This window comes from Natronococcus jeotgali DSM 18795 (genome assembly GCF_000337695.1).
Taxonomy (GTDB): Archaea; Halobacteriota; Halobacteria; order Halobacteriales; family Natrialbaceae; genus Natronococcus; species Natronococcus jeotgali.
The window spans coordinates 1-16,509 of record NZ_AOIA01000121.1 but is presented as its reverse complement, the minus strand read 5'-3'; the positions used below and the strand labels follow the sequence as shown (position 1 = coordinate 16,509).

At 68.0% G+C, this 16,509-nt stretch carries 20 protein-coding genes and 1 tRNA gene; 12 read left to right on the top strand and 9 right to left on the bottom strand.

Annotated elements, in window-relative coordinates; translation table 11 throughout:
* Positions 1 to 13 precede the first annotated feature (13 nt).
* The gene (locus C492_RS13315) at positions 14 to 283 is read left to right on the top strand and encodes a DUF5827 family protein (RefSeq protein WP_008424400.1); all 270 of its coding nucleotides are present in this window, start codon (positions 14 to 16) and stop codon (positions 281 to 283) included.
* Positions 280 to 1,107: a P-loop ATPase/GTPase-like protein gene (locus tag C492_RS13310; protein ID WP_008424398.1), complete on the top strand. Its 828-nt coding sequence runs from the start codon at positions 280 to 282 to the stop codon at positions 1,105 to 1,107. The genes C492_RS13315 and C492_RS13310 overlap by 4 nt, the downstream gene beginning before the upstream one ends.
* On the opposite strand, the gene C492_RS13305 is transcribed toward C492_RS13310, so the two are convergent.
* A complete protein-coding gene (locus C492_RS13305) occupies positions 1,104 to 1,682 on the bottom strand; it encodes an MBL fold metallo-hydrolase (RefSeq protein ID WP_008424396.1) in 579 nt (192 codons plus the stop codon). The two genes, C492_RS13310 and C492_RS13305, sit on opposite strands and share 4 nt — an antisense overlap.
* A 119-nt stretch (positions 1,683 to 1,801) precedes the next feature.
* On the opposite strand from C492_RS13305, the gene C492_RS13300 reads away from it, so the two are divergent.
* Entirely contained in the window at positions 1,802 to 2,983 is a 1,182-nt protein-coding gene (locus tag C492_RS13300; RefSeq protein WP_008424394.1) for a helix-turn-helix transcriptional regulator, read from the top strand.
* Between the two features lie 109 nt (positions 2,984 to 3,092).
* Positions 3,093 to 3,167, top strand: a tRNA-Glu gene (locus C492_RS13295).
* A gap of 377 nt (positions 3,168 to 3,544) precedes the next feature.
* Here the strand turns inward: C492_RS13295 and C492_RS13290 are convergent.
* Positions 3,545 to 4,369, bottom strand: a complete 825-nt coding sequence (locus C492_RS13290; protein WP_008424391.1) for a hypothetical protein — start codon at positions 4,367 to 4,369, stop codon at positions 3,545 to 3,547.
* A gap of 111 nt (positions 4,370 to 4,480) precedes the next feature.
* Positions 4,481 to 4,660 carry a hypothetical protein gene (locus C492_RS13285; protein WP_008424389.1) on the bottom strand — a complete coding sequence of 60 codons (180 nt, stop codon included), beginning with the start codon at positions 4,658 to 4,660 and terminating at the stop codon, positions 4,481 to 4,483.
* 232 nt (positions 4,661 to 4,892) lie between these two features.
* On the opposite strand from C492_RS13285, the gene C492_RS24665 reads away from it, so the two are divergent.
* The 4 genes from C492_RS24665 (at position 4,893) to C492_RS13270 (ending at position 7,982) form a co-directional block, all read left to right on the top strand.
* Positions 4,893 to 5,057 (top strand): hypothetical protein, encoded by a 165-nt coding sequence (locus C492_RS24665; RefSeq protein ID WP_008424388.1) that lies wholly within the window; start codon positions 4,893 to 4,895, stop codon positions 5,055 to 5,057.
* Between the two features lie 135 nt (positions 5,058 to 5,192).
* Entirely contained in the window at positions 5,193 to 6,464 is a 1,272-nt protein-coding gene (locus tag C492_RS13280) for an ABC transporter substrate-binding protein (RefSeq protein WP_008424386.1), read from the top strand.
* A complete protein-coding gene (locus tag C492_RS13275; protein ID WP_008424383.1) occupies positions 6,461 to 7,204 on the top strand; it encodes an ABC transporter ATP-binding protein in 744 nt (247 codons plus the stop codon). Before C492_RS13280 ends, C492_RS13275 begins: the two co-directional genes overlap by 4 nt.
* Positions 7,197 to 7,982 carry an ABC transporter permease gene (locus C492_RS13270; protein ID WP_008424381.1) on the top strand — a complete coding sequence of 262 codons (786 nt, stop codon included), beginning with the start codon at positions 7,197 to 7,199 and terminating at the stop codon, positions 7,980 to 7,982. The genes C492_RS13275 and C492_RS13270 overlap by 8 nt, the downstream gene beginning before the upstream one ends.
* Positions 7,983 to 8,007: 25 nt before the next feature.
* Here the strand turns inward: C492_RS13270 and C492_RS13265 are convergent, their stop codons facing one another.
* Both C492_RS13265 and C492_RS13260 read right to left on the bottom strand, forming a co-directional pair.
* Positions 8,008 to 8,838, bottom strand: a complete 831-nt coding sequence (locus C492_RS13265) for an ABC transporter permease (protein ID WP_008424379.1) — start codon at positions 8,836 to 8,838, stop codon at positions 8,008 to 8,010.
* 39 nt (positions 8,839 to 8,877) lie between these two features.
* Positions 8,878 to 9,960, bottom strand: coding sequence for an ABC transporter substrate-binding protein (locus tag C492_RS13260; RefSeq protein ID WP_008424377.1), 1,083 nt, complete (start codon positions 9,958 to 9,960; stop codon positions 8,878 to 8,880).
* A gap of 337 nt (positions 9,961 to 10,297) precedes the next feature.
* Between C492_RS13260 and C492_RS13255 the strand changes: the two genes are divergently transcribed.
* Both C492_RS13255 and C492_RS13250 read left to right on the top strand, forming a co-directional pair.
* A complete protein-coding gene (locus tag C492_RS13255; protein WP_008424375.1) occupies positions 10,298 to 11,200 on the top strand; it encodes a hypothetical protein in 903 nt (300 codons plus the stop codon).
* 6 nt (positions 11,201 to 11,206) lie between these two features.
* On the top strand, positions 11,207 to 12,925 hold the full coding sequence (locus tag C492_RS13250) for a pyrroloquinoline quinone-dependent dehydrogenase (protein WP_008424373.1): 1,719 nt from the start codon (positions 11,207 to 11,209) through the stop codon (positions 12,923 to 12,925).
* Between the two features lie 38 nt (positions 12,926 to 12,963).
* Here C492_RS13250 and C492_RS13245 read toward each other — a convergent pair whose 3' ends face one another.
* Positions 12,964 to 13,734, bottom strand: coding sequence for a class I SAM-dependent methyltransferase (locus tag C492_RS13245; RefSeq protein WP_008424371.1), 771 nt, complete (start codon positions 13,732 to 13,734; stop codon positions 12,964 to 12,966).
* A 7-nt stretch (positions 13,735 to 13,741) separates the two neighbouring features.
* Positions 13,742 to 14,044: an amphi-Trp domain-containing protein gene (locus C492_RS13240; RefSeq protein WP_008424369.1), complete on the bottom strand. Its 303-nt coding sequence runs from the start codon at positions 14,042 to 14,044 to the stop codon at positions 13,742 to 13,744.
* A 92-nt stretch (positions 14,045 to 14,136) separates the two neighbouring features.
* Here C492_RS13240 and C492_RS13235 point away from each other — a divergent pair, with 92 nt between their 5' ends.
* The gene (locus tag C492_RS13235; protein WP_008424367.1) at positions 14,137 to 14,421 is read left to right on the top strand and encodes an ArsR/SmtB family transcription factor; all 285 of its coding nucleotides are present in this window, start codon (positions 14,137 to 14,139) and stop codon (positions 14,419 to 14,421) included.
* An 88-nt stretch (positions 14,422 to 14,509) separates the two neighbouring features.
* Positions 14,510 to 15,064: a hypothetical protein gene (locus C492_RS13230; protein ID WP_008424366.1), complete on the top strand. Its 555-nt coding sequence runs from the start codon at positions 14,510 to 14,512 to the stop codon at positions 15,062 to 15,064.
* A 26-nt stretch (positions 15,065 to 15,090) separates the two neighbouring features.
* On the opposite strand, the gene fer is transcribed toward C492_RS13230, so the two are convergent.
* Both fer and C492_RS13220 read right to left on the bottom strand, forming a co-directional pair.
* Entirely contained in the window at positions 15,091 to 15,573 is a 483-nt protein-coding gene (fer, locus tag C492_RS13225) for a ferredoxin Fer (protein WP_008424364.1), read from the bottom strand.
* Between the two features lie 60 nt (positions 15,574 to 15,633).
* On the bottom strand, positions 15,634 to 16,509 hold an 876-nt coding region (locus tag C492_RS13220; RefSeq protein ID WP_008424361.1), incomplete at its 5' end, for an ATP-binding protein.

Here is a 16,509-nt window from a genome sequence, read left to right as displayed (position 1 = left end):
GATAGCACCGCCCATGCCAGTTCCGAAAGACGAGTTCGACCAGCTCCCGCCCTGTGACTTCTACACGCCCGCGGAGCTGTTCGAGGACGATCGAATGTACACCGTCTACGAGATCGCGCGCCTGCTCCAGGGGCTCGAGCCCGACGCGGACATCGACCGCGAGACCGAGGACATCCTGCTGGACTGGGCGATCCCGTGGGTGATGGTAAACGCCGACGACCTCGTGGTCGCCGAGCCGCGGGACGAGGGGGAGCCCGGGTTCTACGGACTGAAGGACGAATGATCCTCCTCGTGGTCGGTGCCGACCGCGTCGACGCCGGCAAGACGACGTTCTCGACCGGGTTGCTCGAGCGCACCGGCGCGGTCGGCGCCAAGCCCCGGGCGGGCAACGACTACTGGTTCGACCACGACGACTGCCGGCGCGCGCTCGCCGAGGGACGGCTGTACGGCAAGGACGCCGCACGGCTCGCGGCCGCGGAGGATCGGGAGCGAGAGCCGGAGCGACTAAACCCCGTCCACCGGCTGTGGCGGCCGAGCCCCGGCGGCGGGACGGGGCTGCTCGGGCAGACCGACCGGGAGTTCGTCGTGGACAGGGTCGGCGGCCCCGACGGGTCGATCTACGTTCGCAACGCCACCGTCGACGTCCCCGATCGGGTCGCCTCGGCGCTGCCCCTCGAGGACGCGATCCCCGTCGAGTCGGTCGACGAGCTCAACGCGGTCACGACCGACAGGTACGTGCCGGCGTTCGACGCGCTGGCGGACGAACTCGAGGCGACCGACGTCGCCGTCGTCGAATCCTACGGCGACATCGCCCGACCGCTGCCCGATCTCGACCCCGCGGCGATCGCCGCGGTCGCGGCCGTCGAACCGGGCCGGGCCCGTATCTACCCCGGCGGTCGCTACTGCCGGGCCTGCGAGGTCGCCAGCTCGAGCCCGAGAGACGGCAATCTCGAGAAACGGGTGCCGACGGTCCTCGACTACCTCGATCCCCTCGAGCGGGTTCGGCTGCCGCCGCTTACGGGCGAGGAACGCGAGGACCCGGAACGGGTCGCGACGGCCTACGCCGACGCCTACGACGCCCTGCTCGAGGCAGCGGGCCGCGTCTAGGCCTGCCGGGCCATCCGCGAGGAGAGTTCGACGTGGTCGTAGGGGGTCGTCGTCACGCTCGGGCCGTGACCCGTGTGTAGCTCCTCGAGTTCCGGCGAGAGGCGCTCGAGCAGGCGGTCGATGCTCTCGATCAGCGTCTCGCGGTCGCCCTCCTCGAGGTCGGTGCGTCCGAAGCTGCCGTTCTGGAAGACGAGATCGCCCGCGAAGAGGATCCCCGCGTCGGCCGCGTGGAAACAGAGGTGGTCGTCCTTGTGTCCCGGCGTGTGGACGGCGACGTACTCGTGGTCGCCCAGTCGCACGGTCTCCCCGTCGGCGATTCCGCGGTCGACGCCGTCGATCGACGGATCGTACCCCCAGGCCTCGACGTCGAACGCCGACGTGACCGCCTCGAGGTTGCCGACGTGGTCGGGGTGGGTGTGGGTGAGCACGACCGCGTCGATATCGTCGACCTCGGACTCGAGACGGTCGACGACGTCGAAGTTCGCGCCGGGGTCGACCACCACCGTTCGCTCGCCGGTAACGAGGAAGACGTTGCTGGTAAACGCCTGCACGCCCTGGGCGAGATTCGTGATCATGGAGGGCCGTACAGCGCCGGGGGGCTTGTGCGTGTCGACCTCGCGTCCCCGACGCGACGGGGAACGACGGACTCGGATATTCACAACCATTTTTAGCTCCGGCACGTAGTAGCGGACGAATGACTCGGTCGGTCCCCGTCGGGGTCGGGATCCTCGTCGTTGTCGTCGTGCTCGCCGGTCTCAGCCTCCCGGTGGCGACGGCCGGTTCGGTCGGCGGCGACCAGTCGTCGCTCGCAGGGTCCGAGCCCGCGCCGACGACCCGCTCGCTCGAGCAGTTCGAGCCGCAGGACTTCGACAGCACGGCCTTCGAGATCACCGTCCACGAGAACGGGAGCGCGACCTGGACGTTCCGACACGAGCGGCGGCTCGCGGACGGGGAGGAAGAGGAAAACTTCGCCGCGTTCGCCGAGGAGTTCGAAAGCGAGGAGACCGGACTCTACGAGCGGTTCACCGATCAGTCCGAGGCGCTTGCCGACACCGGAGCGCAAGCGACCGACCGGGAGATGGAAACGACCGCGTACAACCGCTCGGCGACGACCGAGTACCGTCCCGACGCAGTGGGAGTCATCGAGATGTCGTTCGTCTGGAAGGGATTCGCCGACGTCCGGGAGGATCGGATCGTCGTCGGCGACGTCTTCCAGAACCTGTACCTGGGCGCCGATCAGTCGCTCGTGATCGAACCCGAGGGCGACCTCGTGATCACCGCCGCCGAGCCCGAGGGCGAGTACACCGGCACTACGATGGAAAACGCCAGCTCGATGACCTGGACCGGCGAGCGTGAGTTCCTCGAGGGCAATCCCCGCGTCGTGTTGCGAGACGCCGACGCCGTCGGCAGCGGCGACACCGCGGGAGCGGCCAACGGTTCCGAGGGATCCCTGCTCTCGTGGCCAGCGCTGCTCGGAACGACCGCGGTCGTCCTCGGGGCCGTGATCGCCGTCGCCTGGTACCGGAGCCGAGACGACGAACCACCCTCGAGTGAGGCGACCGAATCGACCGAACCGATCGGCCCGCAGCCCGAGCCGGAGGCGGCGACCGCGGAGGAGTCGGCGTCGGAGTCGCTCACCGAGAACGAACTCCTGACCGACGAAGACCGGGTGATCAGGCTCGTTCGAGACAACGGCGGACGGATGAAGCAGGTCAACATCGTCGAGGAGACCGGCTGGTCGAAGTCGAAGGTGAGTATGCTCCTCTCGGAGATGGAACGCGAGGGGAGCATCAGCAAACTCCGCGTCGGCCGCGAGAACATCATCAGCCTCGAGGGGTACGAACCCGAGGCGGCGAAATCGCCGTTCGACGAGTAGGGGCGCGTTCGGCACCGAGGACCGTGTTACGACGGGCCAGAGCCGGGTCGAAACGGAACGCTTAAACATAACACGGCGTTACGAAAGAGTGCAGGCAGAAGCCGACCGCGCTCCGATGGTGTAGTCCGGCCAATCATATTGCCCTCTCACGGCAATGACCAGGGTTCGAATCCCTGTCGGAGCACTTCTACGGCGAACTACTCGACGAGCACCGCAGAGCGTGTGCGAGTCACACCGTGACCCGTGAACTCGATCACGGGGTTCGAAGTAGAGAAACGCGAGCGCAGCGAGCGTTTCGCGTGGTTCGAATCCCTGTCGGAGCACTTCCTTCCGGTTTCGGTTCTCGATCGAGGAGGACAATTCGCACTCGAGAGTTCGGTATCGTCGGTGGCTCCGCGTTCGTACTGTCGGAGGGGATCGTTCGCGTAGCGGTCGCATTCGAACGATCGCCTCCGGCGACGGACCGTGAGGCGCGATCGAGCGTTTACCAGTACTCGACGGCATCAGTCTCACGACTCGCGAGTCCCGCGGGCGATCACGTGCGATCGGTTCGCGGAGGGGTCAGTCAGGGGCGACCGCCGCCCCCTCGGCGGTCTCGAGCGCGACGATCCAAGACGTCCCCTCGGTTTCCGGAACGGTGACGTCCCCGAGGACCGCCTCGCAGTCCCGACAGGCGGCCCAGGCCGAGACGTGCGGGGGCTGACAGCACGGGTCGACCCGCTCGCGGTACCGATCGACCGCACCGCCGCAGGTCGGACACCGCTCGAGCAGGAGCCGGAGCCGTCGGAGAAGCGCCAAGCGTCGGTCGCGCTCGAGGGCCGCCCAGCCGTCGACGGTCTCCCGGAGGACGGACGCGGCCGCGACGTCGGCGACCAGCGCGGCGTCGGACTCCCACCGGAGGAGGCGGTTGCCGTCGATCGAGTACGCCCGCGGGCCGCGTTCGACGGCTTCGTCCGCGCCGACCAGCGCCGCGACGTCGTCGGCGTCCGGCGCCTCCCGACGCTCGGTCTCGCCGCGGAGTTCCGTCCGGAACCGGTCCGCGAGCGAGAGCGCGCCGTCGGGCGTCCGCTCGGCGACTCCGGCGGCGACGAGGACATCCCAGGGGTCGTCCGCGTCGGCGTCCTCGATCGAACGGGTTTCGATCGGTTCCTTCCCGAACAGCGACAGCACCGACGGCGGGAGGTAGCGTTCGGTGAGTTCCGGCGTTCCGGGAACGAGGTAGCCGCGCAGCGAGACGGCCGCGAGGAACACGACGAGCGCGGCCGCCCCGACCGGGGGAGCCGTGACGGCTCCCAGAACGCCCGCCAGGACGAGCGAGATCGCGACGTTCACGGCGGTACACGGCAGACACCGGTTCTCGCCGGTGTACTCGGGCCGTCGGAGCAATTCGAGTCCCGTGGGAGATAATCGCATGGATGAGGTGAGACGAGCTACTACCGGCCTCCGCAAAAACGTTCGTGCCGCGCTCCCTCGAGGTCCCGCGTGGAACGCTCGCCGTCAGTCGACGTCGCCGATCGCTTCGGAGTGACACTCGGGACAGCGAAGGGTTCCCTTCGTCGGGGCCGCGGCGTCGCTCCGCGGAAAGGTCGCTCGACAGTCGCGACAGCGGACGGTCGCCCGCTCCTCCGGTTCGAGACGCGCCCTCGGGAGTCGCAGGTCGTCGCCGTAGGGATCCATGAGATAGATATTGACACCCGTGGTAAAAGAACCCTCGGGTGGACTCGGCGTCCGCGGCTGACGATCATGGTTCTTCCCGTTATCGCCGCAGTGAGTGGTTCTACCACGGCATTCGGTGCATTCGAGACCGGTGAAAAGCCACCGGCGAACGCAACCGCGCTCGTCATCTCTCGCAGGTCCCTTGCTCGAGTGTCGAAGGCTTCGAACGACCCCGTATTCGACCCTGACTACTATGAGTTCGAACGATCTACTCGTCGATAAATGCCAAGTCTGTGAAACGTACTTCGCCGTGACCTCGAGCGCCGACCTCCAGCGGCGGCTCAACGCCCACGAGCTCGAACAGCACGGAAAGGTCAACCCCTCGCGGGTCGACCACACGGCGACGAACCACCGGTAGCGACCACCGACCGTTTTGCGGCCCGTTCGGGACGACGAGCGCGCGGGGACCGACAGGGCCCGCCGACTCCCGAGACCGAGAGCCGACCGGAACCGGGGGTATCCTTATGCGGTCCCACATGATCTGTTACGACGAATGCGTTCGCGAACGTTCTGGGTGCTCGACGACGCGGATCGGCCCGTCGTCGACGACCTCGCCGTCGGGCTGGGACGGACGTCGGCGCGGGTCCTGGCGTACCTGCTGTTGCGAGCCGAGCGAGAGGACGACCCCGCGACGACGCTCCGGCTACGGGTCGGGACCGAGCTGAGTCGGTCGCCGATCAGCGACGCGGTCGCCAGGCTCGAGGCCGACGGGCTGATCGAGCGCTCGACCGTCGACACCGACGCGACGGGGCGTCCCCCCTCGGCGTGGACGCCGACGACCGACCTCGCCTCGAGCCGCCGCCGCGCGTACGACGCCCACGCGACCGCGCTGCTCGAGCGGGCGGAGACGATCTTCGAGCGCTCGGAAACCGAGTCCGAATCCGACTCGGAGCGATCGGGTACGTCCGAACTCTCGGTCGCGCTGAACTGGCGTCCGAACGGGCTCCACGTTCCCTTTTACGCGGCCGTCGAGGCGGGGTGGTACGACGAGTACGGCGCCGACGTCGAGTTCGATCACCACGAGGGCTCCCGGCGCGCCGTCGACGCGGTCGCCGCCGGCGACGCCGACGTCGGACTCGCCGGGGCCGCGACCGTGCTCCGGGCCAGGGCGGCGGAGATCCCCGTCGTCCCGATTGCGGTCCTCTACCAGCGCGCGATGGCGGTGCTTTACTCCACCCGCGAGGTCTTCGGGGCGGAACTCCGGAGCGTCGACCAGCTGCGGGGTCGGCGGATCGGCATGCCCGCCCGCTCGGAGACCGGAGTCCTCGGTCGCCTGTTCGTCTCGCAGGCCGCCCTCGAGGACGACCTCGAGATTGAGGAGACGGGCGGCGAGGAACGGACGGCGCTTTTGTCCGGAGACGCCGACGTCGTGACGGGATCGATCACCGATCCGCGGGAGCTCGAGCAGCGGGGGAAGACCGTGGACACGCTGTTTCCCACCGATCACTTCCCGATCTACGGGCCGACGATCGTCGTCCGCGAGCGGGCGCTCGAGCGACGGCGGCCGTCGCTGGAGGCGTTTCTGGCGGGTACCGTCGGCGGCTGGGGCGAGGCGATCCGCGGGGCCGACCGGGCGGCCGAACGGATCGCCGAACGGGGCGACGACCGGCCCGACCGCGTCCGGGAGACGTTCGAGCGCGCGCTCGAGGAGTTCGGGCGCAGCGACGACACCCGCGAGCGGGGCTGGGGGTGGCAGCGGGAGCGAACCTGGGACAGGCTGCGAACGGCCCTCGAGCAGGGCGGGTTGCTCGCGAGGGAACCGTGATCGACCTCGAGAACCTCACGGTGACGTTCGACGGGTTCACGGCGGTCGCGGACGTCGACCTCCGGATCGACGACGGGGAGTTCGTCACCGTCGTCGGCCCCTCGGGCTGTGGCAAGACGACGCTCCTTCGGGCGATCGGCGGGCTCCAGGAGCCCACTCGGGGGACCGTCGCCGTCGACGATCGCCCCCCGTCGGCGGCACAGGAGACGGGCGATATCGGGTTCGTCTTCCAGCAACACACCCTGCTCCCCTGGAAGAGCGCGCTCGAGAACGTCGTCTTCCTCCGGGAGCTGGCCGACGAGCCGCCCGATCGTGCGGGCGCTCGCGCCCTGCTGGAGACGATGGGTCTCGAGGGGTTCGAGGACGCGCGGCCCGCCGCGCTCTCGGGCGGGATGAAACAGCGCGTGGCCATCGCGAGGGCGATCCACCTCGGCGCCGACGTGTTGTTGATGGACGAGCCGTTCGGGGAGCTCGACGAGATCACCCGCGACGAACTCGGCGTCGAGATCCGGGCGCTCTGGCGGCGAGAGCGGAAAACGGTCGTCTTCGTCACCCACAGCGTTCCCGAGGCGGTGTTCCTCGGGGATCGGTGCGTGGTAATGTGTGACCGTCCCGGTCGGATCGAGGCGACGTTCGACGTCGACCTGCCGAGCCCGCGGGACGCGGAGGCGCTGGGGTCCCGGGCGTTTCAGGAGCAGGTCGCGACCGTCCGGCGAACCCTCCACGAGAGCTATGAGTGAACGCGCCGAGACCGGTCGGATCGCCGGCAGCGACGTCGTCTATCCGACCGCCGCGCTCTGTGCCGGCGTCGCGCTCTGGTGGGCGCTCGCACGCCTCCTCGAGATTCCGTCGTTTCTCCTTCCGTCGCCCGCCACCGTCGCCGCGCGGCTGGCGGGAAACCCCGAGCTGTACCTCGCGAACGCGGTGTCAACCCTCGAGAAGGTCGTCTACGGCGGCGCGATCGGGATCGGCGCCGGCGTCGCCCTCGCGGTCTTCGTCGCCTACGTGCCGTGGTTTCGGCGAGCCGTCTACCCCTACCTCGTGACCGTCAGGGTCCTCCCGAAGCTCGCGGTGGCGCCGCTGTTGCTCATCTACCTGGGGACCGGAACGGCGACGGCGATCGTCTTCGTCGCGCTCATCACGTTCTTCCCGCTGGTGTTGAACGCGGCCGCCGGACTCGATCGGGCGCCGGCGGCCCACCGCGACCTGCTGCGATCGGTCGGGGCCGGGCCGCTCGAGCGCCTGCTGTACGTCGACGTCCCGTACGCGATCCCCGACGTCTTCGCCGGGTTGAAACAGTCGGTGACCCTCGCCGTCGTCGGCGCCGTCGTCTCGGAGTGGGTGGTCGCCGACGACGGCCTGGGCTTTCTCATCCTGTCCGGATCGGAGAACGTCCGTCCGGACGTCATGCTCGCCGCGCTGGTCGTCCTGCTGATCGTCGGGCTGGCGCTGTACGGCCTCGTCGCCGTCGCGCAGGGGTACGTCCACGACCGACTCGGCCTCGAGGCTCTCGACTGACTGCGCCGAAACCGACGGCGGGAGGTTACTGCCAGAGCAGGCGCTCGAGGGCGACCGGAACGAGGTAGAAGGCGATTCCGACCAGCGAGAGGACGACGAGGGCGGCGTAGGTCTCGGCCGTTCGGAGGTACGCCGCCGTCTCGAACACCCTGTAGCCCAGGCCGGCAGTGAGCGCGACGAACTCGGCGACGACGGCCCCGACGACCGAAAGCGTCGCGGCGATCTTGAGCCCGGCGAAGACGCTCGGCGCGGCCGCGGGGACGCGGATCCGGACGAAGACGGCGGTCGGCGACGCGTCGACGGTCCGCGCCAGCTCGAGGTAGGGCTCGGGCGTCCCGCGGAGGCCGTCGAGGGTCGCGATCGTGATCGGAAACACCGTCAGCGTCGCGACCACCAGCGACCGTGCGGGGATCCCGCGGCCGAACCAGAGAAAGAGCAGCGGGGCGATCGCGATCACCGGCGCGATCCGGAGCGCGACGACGTACGGCAGGACGGTCTCGGCCGCCGTCCGGGAGCGGACCATCGCGAAGGCGAGCCCCGCGCCGACGACGGCGCCCGCGACGAGTCCGATTCCGGCGGTCGCCGCCGTCACGGCGGCGTCGGCCAGCAGCGTCGGATACGTCTCGGCCAGCGCCGCGCCGACCGCGGCCGGTGACGGGAGCACGATCGTCGGCACGTCGCGAGCGAGGACGAACCCGTGCCACGCGGCCAGCAGCGCCGCGAGCACGATCGACGGCGGAAGGAGCCGCACCGCCACCCCGCGGGCGATCGACCGCGACCGCTCGAGCCCGTCCCGGCCCTCGGGAACGCCCTCGAGCCCGCAGCCGTCGCGTCGCTCGGCGCGCTCGTCGATCATCGCGAGGGGCGGTCCGAGCCGAGGGGTCCGACGGTGCGGTCACCCATCGATACGGTCGGCGAACGCCGAGACGTACTCGTCCTCGTCGTCGAGGTACTCGTTCGTCCAGACCTCGCTCGGATCGACCTCCGACTCGAGGACGCCGGCCTCGGCGAGCACGTCGCGGGTCTCCGCCCAGGGCTCCGGCGCGCTCGCGCCCCACCCCTCGGTCTCGACCGTCTCCGAGCGCACGTACCCGGCGTGCATCTCCGCCCACTTCTCGTACTGGTTCTCCCGGGTCTCCTCGAGTTCGGGCTGGACGTCGACGAGGTGGTCGATCGCCTCCTCGGGGTTTCGCGTCGCCCAGACGGTCCCCCTCGCGGTCGCCCGGAGGAAGGCCGCGACGGTCTCAGGGTTGTCCTCGGCGAACGACTCCTCGGTCGCGATCAGGTGGCCGTAGGACGGAACGGCGTCGTGGATCTCGAGGACGTCGATCTCCCTGCCCTGGTGGCGGGCGTCGACGACGTCGCCGAACACGCCGGCGGCGACGTCGATCTCGCCGGCCAGTAGCTGCTGGACGGTGTCGAACCCGGAGTCGACGTACTCGACGGTGTCGAGGAGGTCGTAGCGATCGAGGTAGGCCTCGGCCATCGTCCGGACCATTCCGGGGCCGCTCCCGACGGTGGCGCCCTCGAGCCGCTCGGGATCGGCGAGCTCCCCGAACCCCTCGCGGTCGGCGAAGATCACGTTCGGGTTCCGCTGCATGACGATGCCGACCGCGCGCGGCGACAGTTCGTTGTCGTTGACCGCCAGGATCTGGTCGGCGCTCGAGACGGCGAACTCGGTGTTGCCGAGCCCGGCCTGGTTCGCAGCGAAGTCCGAGCCGTCGCCGCTCTCGAGTTCGACGTTCGCGAATCCCTCCGCCTCGTAGAACCCCTCCTCGCGGGCGGCGACGTAGGGCGCGTGGAGGCCGCCCAGGTTCCAGTTGAGCAACAGCGATACCGACTCCCCATCGACTCCCTCGTCCGAGGGCGTCTCCTCGCCTCCGCCGAGCCGGCCGACACACCCCGAGAGGGCGATCCCGCCGCCGACGGCGAGGACGCCGCGTCGCGTACATTGCGTGTGTTTCACACTCTCACCCATAGAGTGTGTCGCGGAAAGTGGATATAAATCATTTGGACGAACGGTTAAGTACCGCTCCTCGGAATCGGGGGACGGTCTCGGATCGTGGAGGAACGTCTTCGAGGTGGTATCGACCACCGGTTGACGTTCTACACGTACCGGCTGTCGAAACGCGATCGGGTTCGTGAGCGAGCAGGGAGCGGTCTCGAAAACTCGAGAGCGACGGCTCGAAACAGATAATTCCCCGTACTAGTTGTAGATTTATTATAATAAGGTCTAAGATAGTGTAGGTTGGCCACACACATGGCATGGTAGACGAAAACAAGGGACACGACAGGCGATATCGGGAGTACGACGCATGACGACGGCACAGATCACCGACGAGGCGCAACGCCAGCTCGCACGGACGCTGGACGTCGAACGGGTGGACGACGGCGATCCGTTGACCATCGAGCGGCTTCGGCGGGAAGTGGACGAAGTGGACGATCCCGAGTTCGCCTCGATGGGCGAGGCGATTCGAAGCGACCTCTCCGGACGGGTAGACGCCGAGTTGCTCGAGCGGGAGCTCGAGGCGCTCTCGGACCAGCTCGAGCGACTGCCGGAGGTCCGGGAGCAGGGGATCCCGGAGGGAGAGACCGAGGCGGAAGTGCTCTACCGCGAGCTCGCCGAACCCGGCTGGGAGATCTACGACCACCTCGTCGACGTCGATTTCTTCGAGAGCCTCGAGGCGAACCTGCCGCGGTTCACGCCCGAGCACATCGCGGGGACGGCCCACGAGCTGATCGGTTCGGACGAATTGACCGCGGAACTCGAGGCCCTCGGGTTCGACGAGCAGGAACGGATCGCACTGGTGATGGACGTCACGAACAACAACGATAGGCTCGCGCGGTGGGTTCCCACGCGGGAGATCCCCGAGGAGGTGGAGTTCGGCGTCGAACACGTCCCGCCGCTCCACCAGCGGGCGGCGGGCGGAGCGTTGCTGTGGATCGACGCGTTAGACGTCCACCTCTGGCAGAACCGGGTCCTCGTCACCGACGAGATCCTCGACGACGGCTACTGGGACGTCAAGGCGTTGCTGGGCGGGTTCTACCTGCTGGCGCAGGCGGCCCTCGAGATCACCCGCCAGGACGGGCTGACCGACTCGCAGCTGACCGCCGCGATCACCGCCGGGGCGGCGATCACGATCGTCAACCAGGAGGAGATCTGCAAGAACGTGTTCTGGATCACCGAAGAGATGCGCGCGCCATCCGAAGCGAGGTAATCATCAATGTCACTCGAAGAAGACAGGGCCGTACAGGCCGCAAAGGATACGGTTGTAAGGGAGACTGACCAGGGGTTCCGCGTACTGGGTTCCCCCGACAAATCGGTCACGCACCAACACGACATCGAGCGGATCGAGGAGTTCGACGTCACCAACGAGATGATCCAGGAGTCCGGCAATAATCCGGAGGCCTGGCTCACCTACGGTGGCAACTACGGGCAACACCGCCGCACGACCGCCGACGTCATCACGCCCGACAACGTCGCCGACCTCGAGGTCGAGTACATCCTCGACGTCGGCGCCGGCTCGAGCATGGAGGGGACGCCGCTGATCGTGCCGGGCGATCCCCCGATCATGTATCAGTCGAACGGCCCGAACCACGTGAAGGCCATCGACGCCCGCGAGGGCGACATCCTCTGGAGCTACACCTACGCCGTCCCCTCGGACGTCGTCCTCTGCTGTGACGACAACAACCGCGGCGTCGCCGCCTACGGCGACAAGGTCTTCATGACGACGCTGGATTCCGGGGTCGTCGCGCTGGATCGCTACACCGGCGAGGAAGCGTGGTACACCTCGACCGCGGACCACGAGGAGGGGTACTCCGCGACCTGGGCCCCGGTCGCGTTCGACGGGATGATCTTCACCGGCAGCGCGGGCGGGGAGTACGGCGTTCGCGGGTTCCACACGGCGCTGGACGCCGAAACCGGCGAGGAACTGTGGCACACCTGGACCTCGCCCGAGACCGAGTGGGTCGGCGACAGCATCAACCAGTCCTGCGCGACGAACTGGATGAACGCGACGATCGACGTCGAAGAGCGCCGGCTCTACCTTCCGATCGGCAACCCGGGTCCGGACTTCGACGGCTCGGTCCGACCGGGGCCGAACCGCAACAGTTGCGGGACGCTGACGCTGGATATGGACACCGGCGAGCGGCTGTGGTCCCACCAGGAGGTCGCCCACGACGTCTGGGACTACGACTCCGCGGCGCCCCGGATCCTCATCCGGGACATGGAGATCGAACACCGCAACACGACCAAAGACGTCGTCGTCTCGGCGGGGAAAACCGGTTGGGTCTACACGATGGACGCCGAGACGGGCGAACTCATCGAACGTAGCGAGCCCGGCGTCCAGCAGCTGAACATGTACCGGATGATCCCCCACATCGACGAGGGGCGCCGGATGCCGTTCATGCCGGGTGCGATGGGCGGGAACGACTGGCAACCGCCCGCCTACAACCCCGAGACCGGGCTCGCGTACATGAAGATGAACAACTCGCCCCAGGAGGCCTGGTGGCGCTTCGAGGAGTACGAGGAGGGCAAGAAGTACTGGGGCGGCATCCTCGAGGACCAGACCGAGGCGGTGCCGGACGACTACAACGGAAAGATCAGCGCCATCGTCGCGATCAACCCGGAGACCGGCGAGCGCATCTGGCGCGACTGGATCGAGAGCGAAGCCTACATCTGGGGCGGACTGATGACGACCGAGACCGGCGTCGTCTTCACCGGAACCCAGAACGGCGACTTCATCGCCTACGACGGCGAGTCCGGCGATCGGCTCTGGGAGTACGACCTCGGCGAGGCGTCGATCGCAGCCAGCCCGATGAGCTGGTACGACCCCGACACCGAGAAGCAGTACGTCGCGATCCAGGTCGGCGGCAGCGGCTGGCTCCGACGCGGTTCCGGCGGCCGCGACACTCGCCTGGCCGTCTTCTCGCTGTCGGAGTGAGGATCCGCGGCGGTCGTATTTTTCGAGCCGTCGACCGATCAGGGATCGGCAGCCGGCCGCGCCACGATGACGACGTACGGCTCCGGTCGACCAGACAGTTCGAGGCGCTCGAGCGTCTCGATCTCGAACCCAGCCTCGAGGACGCGATCCGACCAGTACGCCTCCGGGTCGGGGTCGCCCTCGACGCCGTCCGAAACGAGCGGCAACTCGAGGATTCCGAGCGTCGCGTCGGGTGCACAGACCCGCCGCAGCTCGGAGAGCGCGGCCGCGGCGCTCTCGGCCGGCAGGTCGTGGAAGACCCGACACGCGGTCGCGATGTCGATCGAATCGGTCTCGAGCGGGAGCGTCGCCGCGTCGGCGGCGATCGGTTCGACCGCCAGCCCGGCGCGGGCGGCGTTTCGACGTGCCAGTCGCGGTCCGTTCCCCAGAATGATGCGATCGTCGAAGACGTCGAGACCGAGCACCACGACGCCGTCGGGGACGTGGGGAGCCAGCCCCACCAGGGATCGTCCCGTTCCACAGCCGACGTCGAGGACCCGATCCGACCGATCGAACGGAAGCCGGCTCGCGAGCGCGTCGTACTTCGCGCGCTCGAGCGACCAGGGCGGCGGAGCGCCCAGCCGACGGAGCGTCCGCCCGGTGCGGACGGCCGCGACCGTCGCGATCGCGGCCGCGACGAACCGACGCCCTCGACATTGCGTCCGGGCCCCGACGACGGCCGCGACCACGATCGAGATCGCGTCGACGCCGATCGATCGGAGACGGCGACGCCAGTGGTAGACGCCGAAGTAGTATCGTGGCCCGATCACGTCCCGCTCACTCGACCCGCAGGTCGCTCCCCTCCCTGGCCTGCTCGAACTCGAGTTCGATCTCCAGTTCCGAACTGCGCTGGCCGGAGAACTCGATCTCGACCTCGATCGGTTCGCGGTACTCGAAGGGGATCTCCCAGCTGCTCCCCGAGATCGTCAGCGACGCGTCGTCCTCGAGCGCGTCGGCGATCTCGCGAAGGAAACTCGCCGTCTCCGTTCTCGAGAGATAGATCTCCTGCTCGAAGAACCCGTCCGTGATGACCCGTCGCTCGGGCCGTTCGTCGTCCGGAAACTCGACGTTGTTCCCCATGGTTCCGACTACCACGCCGTCGATATATAAAAGTGCGTGACGGGCCCGGGAGCGACGGTAACACTAACTACCGCGTGCGTGTACGGTAGTTCATGACGCTGCTCGAGGCGTTGGGAAACGCTCGACGCCTGAAGATCATCCGGGAGCTCTCCCGGGAACCGAAGTACGTGTCCGAGCTCGCCGAGGCCGTCGGAATGAACGGAAAGTCGGCGGTACACCACCTCTCGGTCCTCGAGGAGGCGGGACTCGTCGACCACTACCGGCGCGGGAACCGGAAGTACTACCGCCTCGTCAACGACGTCGAACTGTACGCCGCGCCGCCGCCGGAACGCACCTTTATCCTTCAGACGACCGAACAGGTCGAGGAATCGACGTAGCCGTCACGCTCGGCCGGCTTCGTTTCGTCCGCGCTAGAATTGAAATGCGAGCTAAAGGTATTTACACGACCGTGTTGATTGTGCCCGTATGCCAGAGTGTGCACACTGCGGCGAGGAGTACCCGGCACCGGGTCCGTACAAGAGCCACGTACTCACGTGTACGAACGAGAACGGGGCGGTCTCCGCGGACGAGCCCGTCGAGGGGACCGCGTCCGCGTCCGACTCGAGCGAGGAAGCGGATTCGAAGACGACGCCGATCGATCAGCACATCGAACGCGTCGTCGACGACCGACTCGAGACGGTCGAGTCCGAACTCGCGCAGATGTCCGAGGACGTCGACGAACTCGAAAACTTCGCGACGATCAGCCTCGGCGAGCGGCGACTCGACCAGGCCGAGGCGAACCTCTCGGAGTTCTCCCAGTCGCTCACCGACCTCTCCGAGCAAACCCTCGAGCAGGTCAACGAACTCGAGGCCAGACTCGAGTTCCAGACCGTCGTGCTCGCGACGGCGCTGGACGCGCTCGCCGACGCCGACGTCGAGGTCGACCCCGAGCCTATCCGCGCCTACCAGCAAGAACAGATCGTCACCGACCGGTCCCCCTCGAAGCGGCTCGAGGACGCCATCGAGAGCCTCGAGTCCTGACTCTGACCTCCCAGAGGTCGCCGTGACTACACCTCTCGCACGCCGATGACCCGATCCTGCAGGTAGTCGAGGTACATCGCGTTGTAGACGAGTTTCACCTCGTCGGTTCGGGGAATCGCCTGACACGTGAGGACGATCCGTCGCTCCTCGACCTCTTCCTCGGTGAGGATGAGATCCATATCCATCTCGACGTCGCCCTCGTAAACGATCCCGGCGCAGTTGGCACACGACGCGGCGCGGCACTCGTAGGGCCACTCGTAGTCCTGGTCCTCGGCCGCGTCGAGAATGTATCGGCGCCCGCTAACCTCGATCCGTCCGTGATCGACGTCGTCGAGGTCGGCCTCGGCCGCCTTCTCGAAGAGGTCGTCGTCTTCGATGTCCCACCCGCGCTGGCTCAACACCTCGTAGTTGAGGTACTCGACGGTCCTGACGGGACCGGCGTCGGTCTCGCCGTCGCCGCGTTTCGCGGCGTCCTCGCCGAGCCGAACGTGAGGGAGGTTGGGAGACATACACAAGCACTAGCGATGCTCCTACTTAGCATCCGTGGTCGCCCCTCTCGGTTCGGCGGCTCACTCGCCGTCGAGGAACGCGTCGAATTCGCCCTCCCGTCGGACGAACTCGTCCGCTCGTCCCTCGGCCGTCGACTCGAGCGCCCGATCGAAGTGCGCGGCGGTCACCTCGATCGCCTCGGGGCCGGGGACCGTTCCGGCTTCGCCGCCGGTTCCCCTCGAGTCCTCGACGTAGTCGCGAACGGCGTTCATCGCCGCGTTGCGACAGAGTCCCTCGATGTCGGCGCCGACGGCGCCCTCGGTTCGCTCGGCGAGCGCGTCGAGATCGACGTCGCCGGCGAGGGGACGATCCCGGAGGTGAACCTCGAAGATCTCCCGCCTGGCGGTTCGGTCGGGCTCGCCGACGCGAACGTGTCGTTCGAACCGCCCCGCCCGGAGCAACGCGTCGTCGATCCGGTCCGGCCGGTTGGTCGTCGCCAGAACGACGACGTCCTCGAGCGCCTCGAGCCCGTCGAGTTCGGTCAGCAACTGCGAGACGACTCGCTCTCCGACGGCCGTCTCTCCCGATTCGCCGCGGGCTCCGGCGATAGCGTCTATCTCGTCGAAGACGAGTACCGTCGGCGCGTTCTCCCGGGCCGTGCTGAAGACGTTTCGAATCCCGCGCTCGGACTCGCCGACGTACTTGTCGACGAGTTCCGGCCCCTTGACCGAGATGAAGTTCGACCGCGCCTCGTTGGCGACGGCGCGGGCCAGCAGCGTCTTTCCGGTTCCGGGCGGCCCGTACAGCAACACGCCCGTGGCCGGGCGCAGCGAGACCCGGTCGAAGGCCGCCGCGTACTCGAGGGGCCACTGCACGGTCTCCCGGAGCGTCCGCTTGGCGTCGTCGAGTCCGCCGATATCCGCCCAACTCGCGTCCGGAACCTCGACGAACACCTC

Bases quoted from the DNA above. Each gene is read 5' to 3' on its own strand.
- C492_RS13240 (WP_008424369.1), bottom strand. From the start codon at position 14,044: ATGGGGAACAACGTCGAGTTTCCGGACGACGAACGGCCCGAGCGACGG.
- C492_RS13265 (WP_008424379.1), bottom strand. From the start codon at position 8,838: ATGATCGACGAGCGCGCCGAGCGACGCGACGGCTGCGGGCTCGAGGGC.
- C492_RS24665 (WP_008424388.1), top strand. From the start codon at position 4,893: ATGAGTTCGAACGATCTACTCGTCGATAAATGCCAAGTCTGTGAAACG.
- fer (WP_008424364.1), bottom strand. From the start codon at position 15,573: ATGTCTCCCAACCTCCCTCACGTTCGGCTCGGCGAGGACGCCGCGAAA.
- C492_RS13230 (WP_008424366.1), top strand. From the start codon at position 14,510: ATGCCAGAGTGTGCACACTGCGGCGAGGAGTACCCGGCACCGGGTCCG.
- C492_RS13260 (WP_008424377.1), bottom strand. From the start codon at position 9,960: ATGGGTGAGAGTGTGAAACACACGCAATGTACGCGACGCGGCGTCCTC.
- C492_RS13285 (WP_008424389.1), bottom strand. From the start codon at position 4,660: ATGGATCCCTACGGCGACGACCTGCGACTCCCGAGGGCGCGTCTCGAA.
- C492_RS13270 (WP_008424381.1), top strand. From the start codon at position 7,197: ATGAGTGAACGCGCCGAGACCGGTCGGATCGCCGGCAGCGACGTCGTC.
- C492_RS13235 (WP_008424367.1), top strand. From the start codon at position 14,137: ATGACGCTGCTCGAGGCGTTGGGAAACGCTCGACGCCTGAAGATCATC.
- C492_RS13255 (WP_008424375.1), top strand. From the start codon at position 10,298: ATGACGACGGCACAGATCACCGACGAGGCGCAACGCCAGCTCGCACGG.
- C492_RS13250 (WP_008424373.1), top strand. From the start codon at position 11,207: ATGTCACTCGAAGAAGACAGGGCCGTACAGGCCGCAAAGGATACGGTT.
- C492_RS13300 (WP_008424394.1), top strand. From the start codon at position 1,802: ATGACTCGGTCGGTCCCCGTCGGGGTCGGGATCCTCGTCGTTGTCGTC.
- C492_RS13315 (WP_008424400.1), top strand. From the start codon at position 14: ATGCCAGTTCCGAAAGACGAGTTCGACCAGCTCCCGCCCTGTGACTTC.
- C492_RS13280 (WP_008424386.1), top strand. From the start codon at position 5,193: ATGCGTTCGCGAACGTTCTGGGTGCTCGACGACGCGGATCGGCCCGTC.
- C492_RS13310 (WP_008424398.1), top strand. From the start codon at position 280: ATGATCCTCCTCGTGGTCGGTGCCGACCGCGTCGACGCCGGCAAGACG.
- C492_RS13305 (WP_008424396.1), bottom strand. From the start codon at position 1,682: ATGATCACGAATCTCGCCCAGGGCGTGCAGGCGTTTACCAGCAACGTC.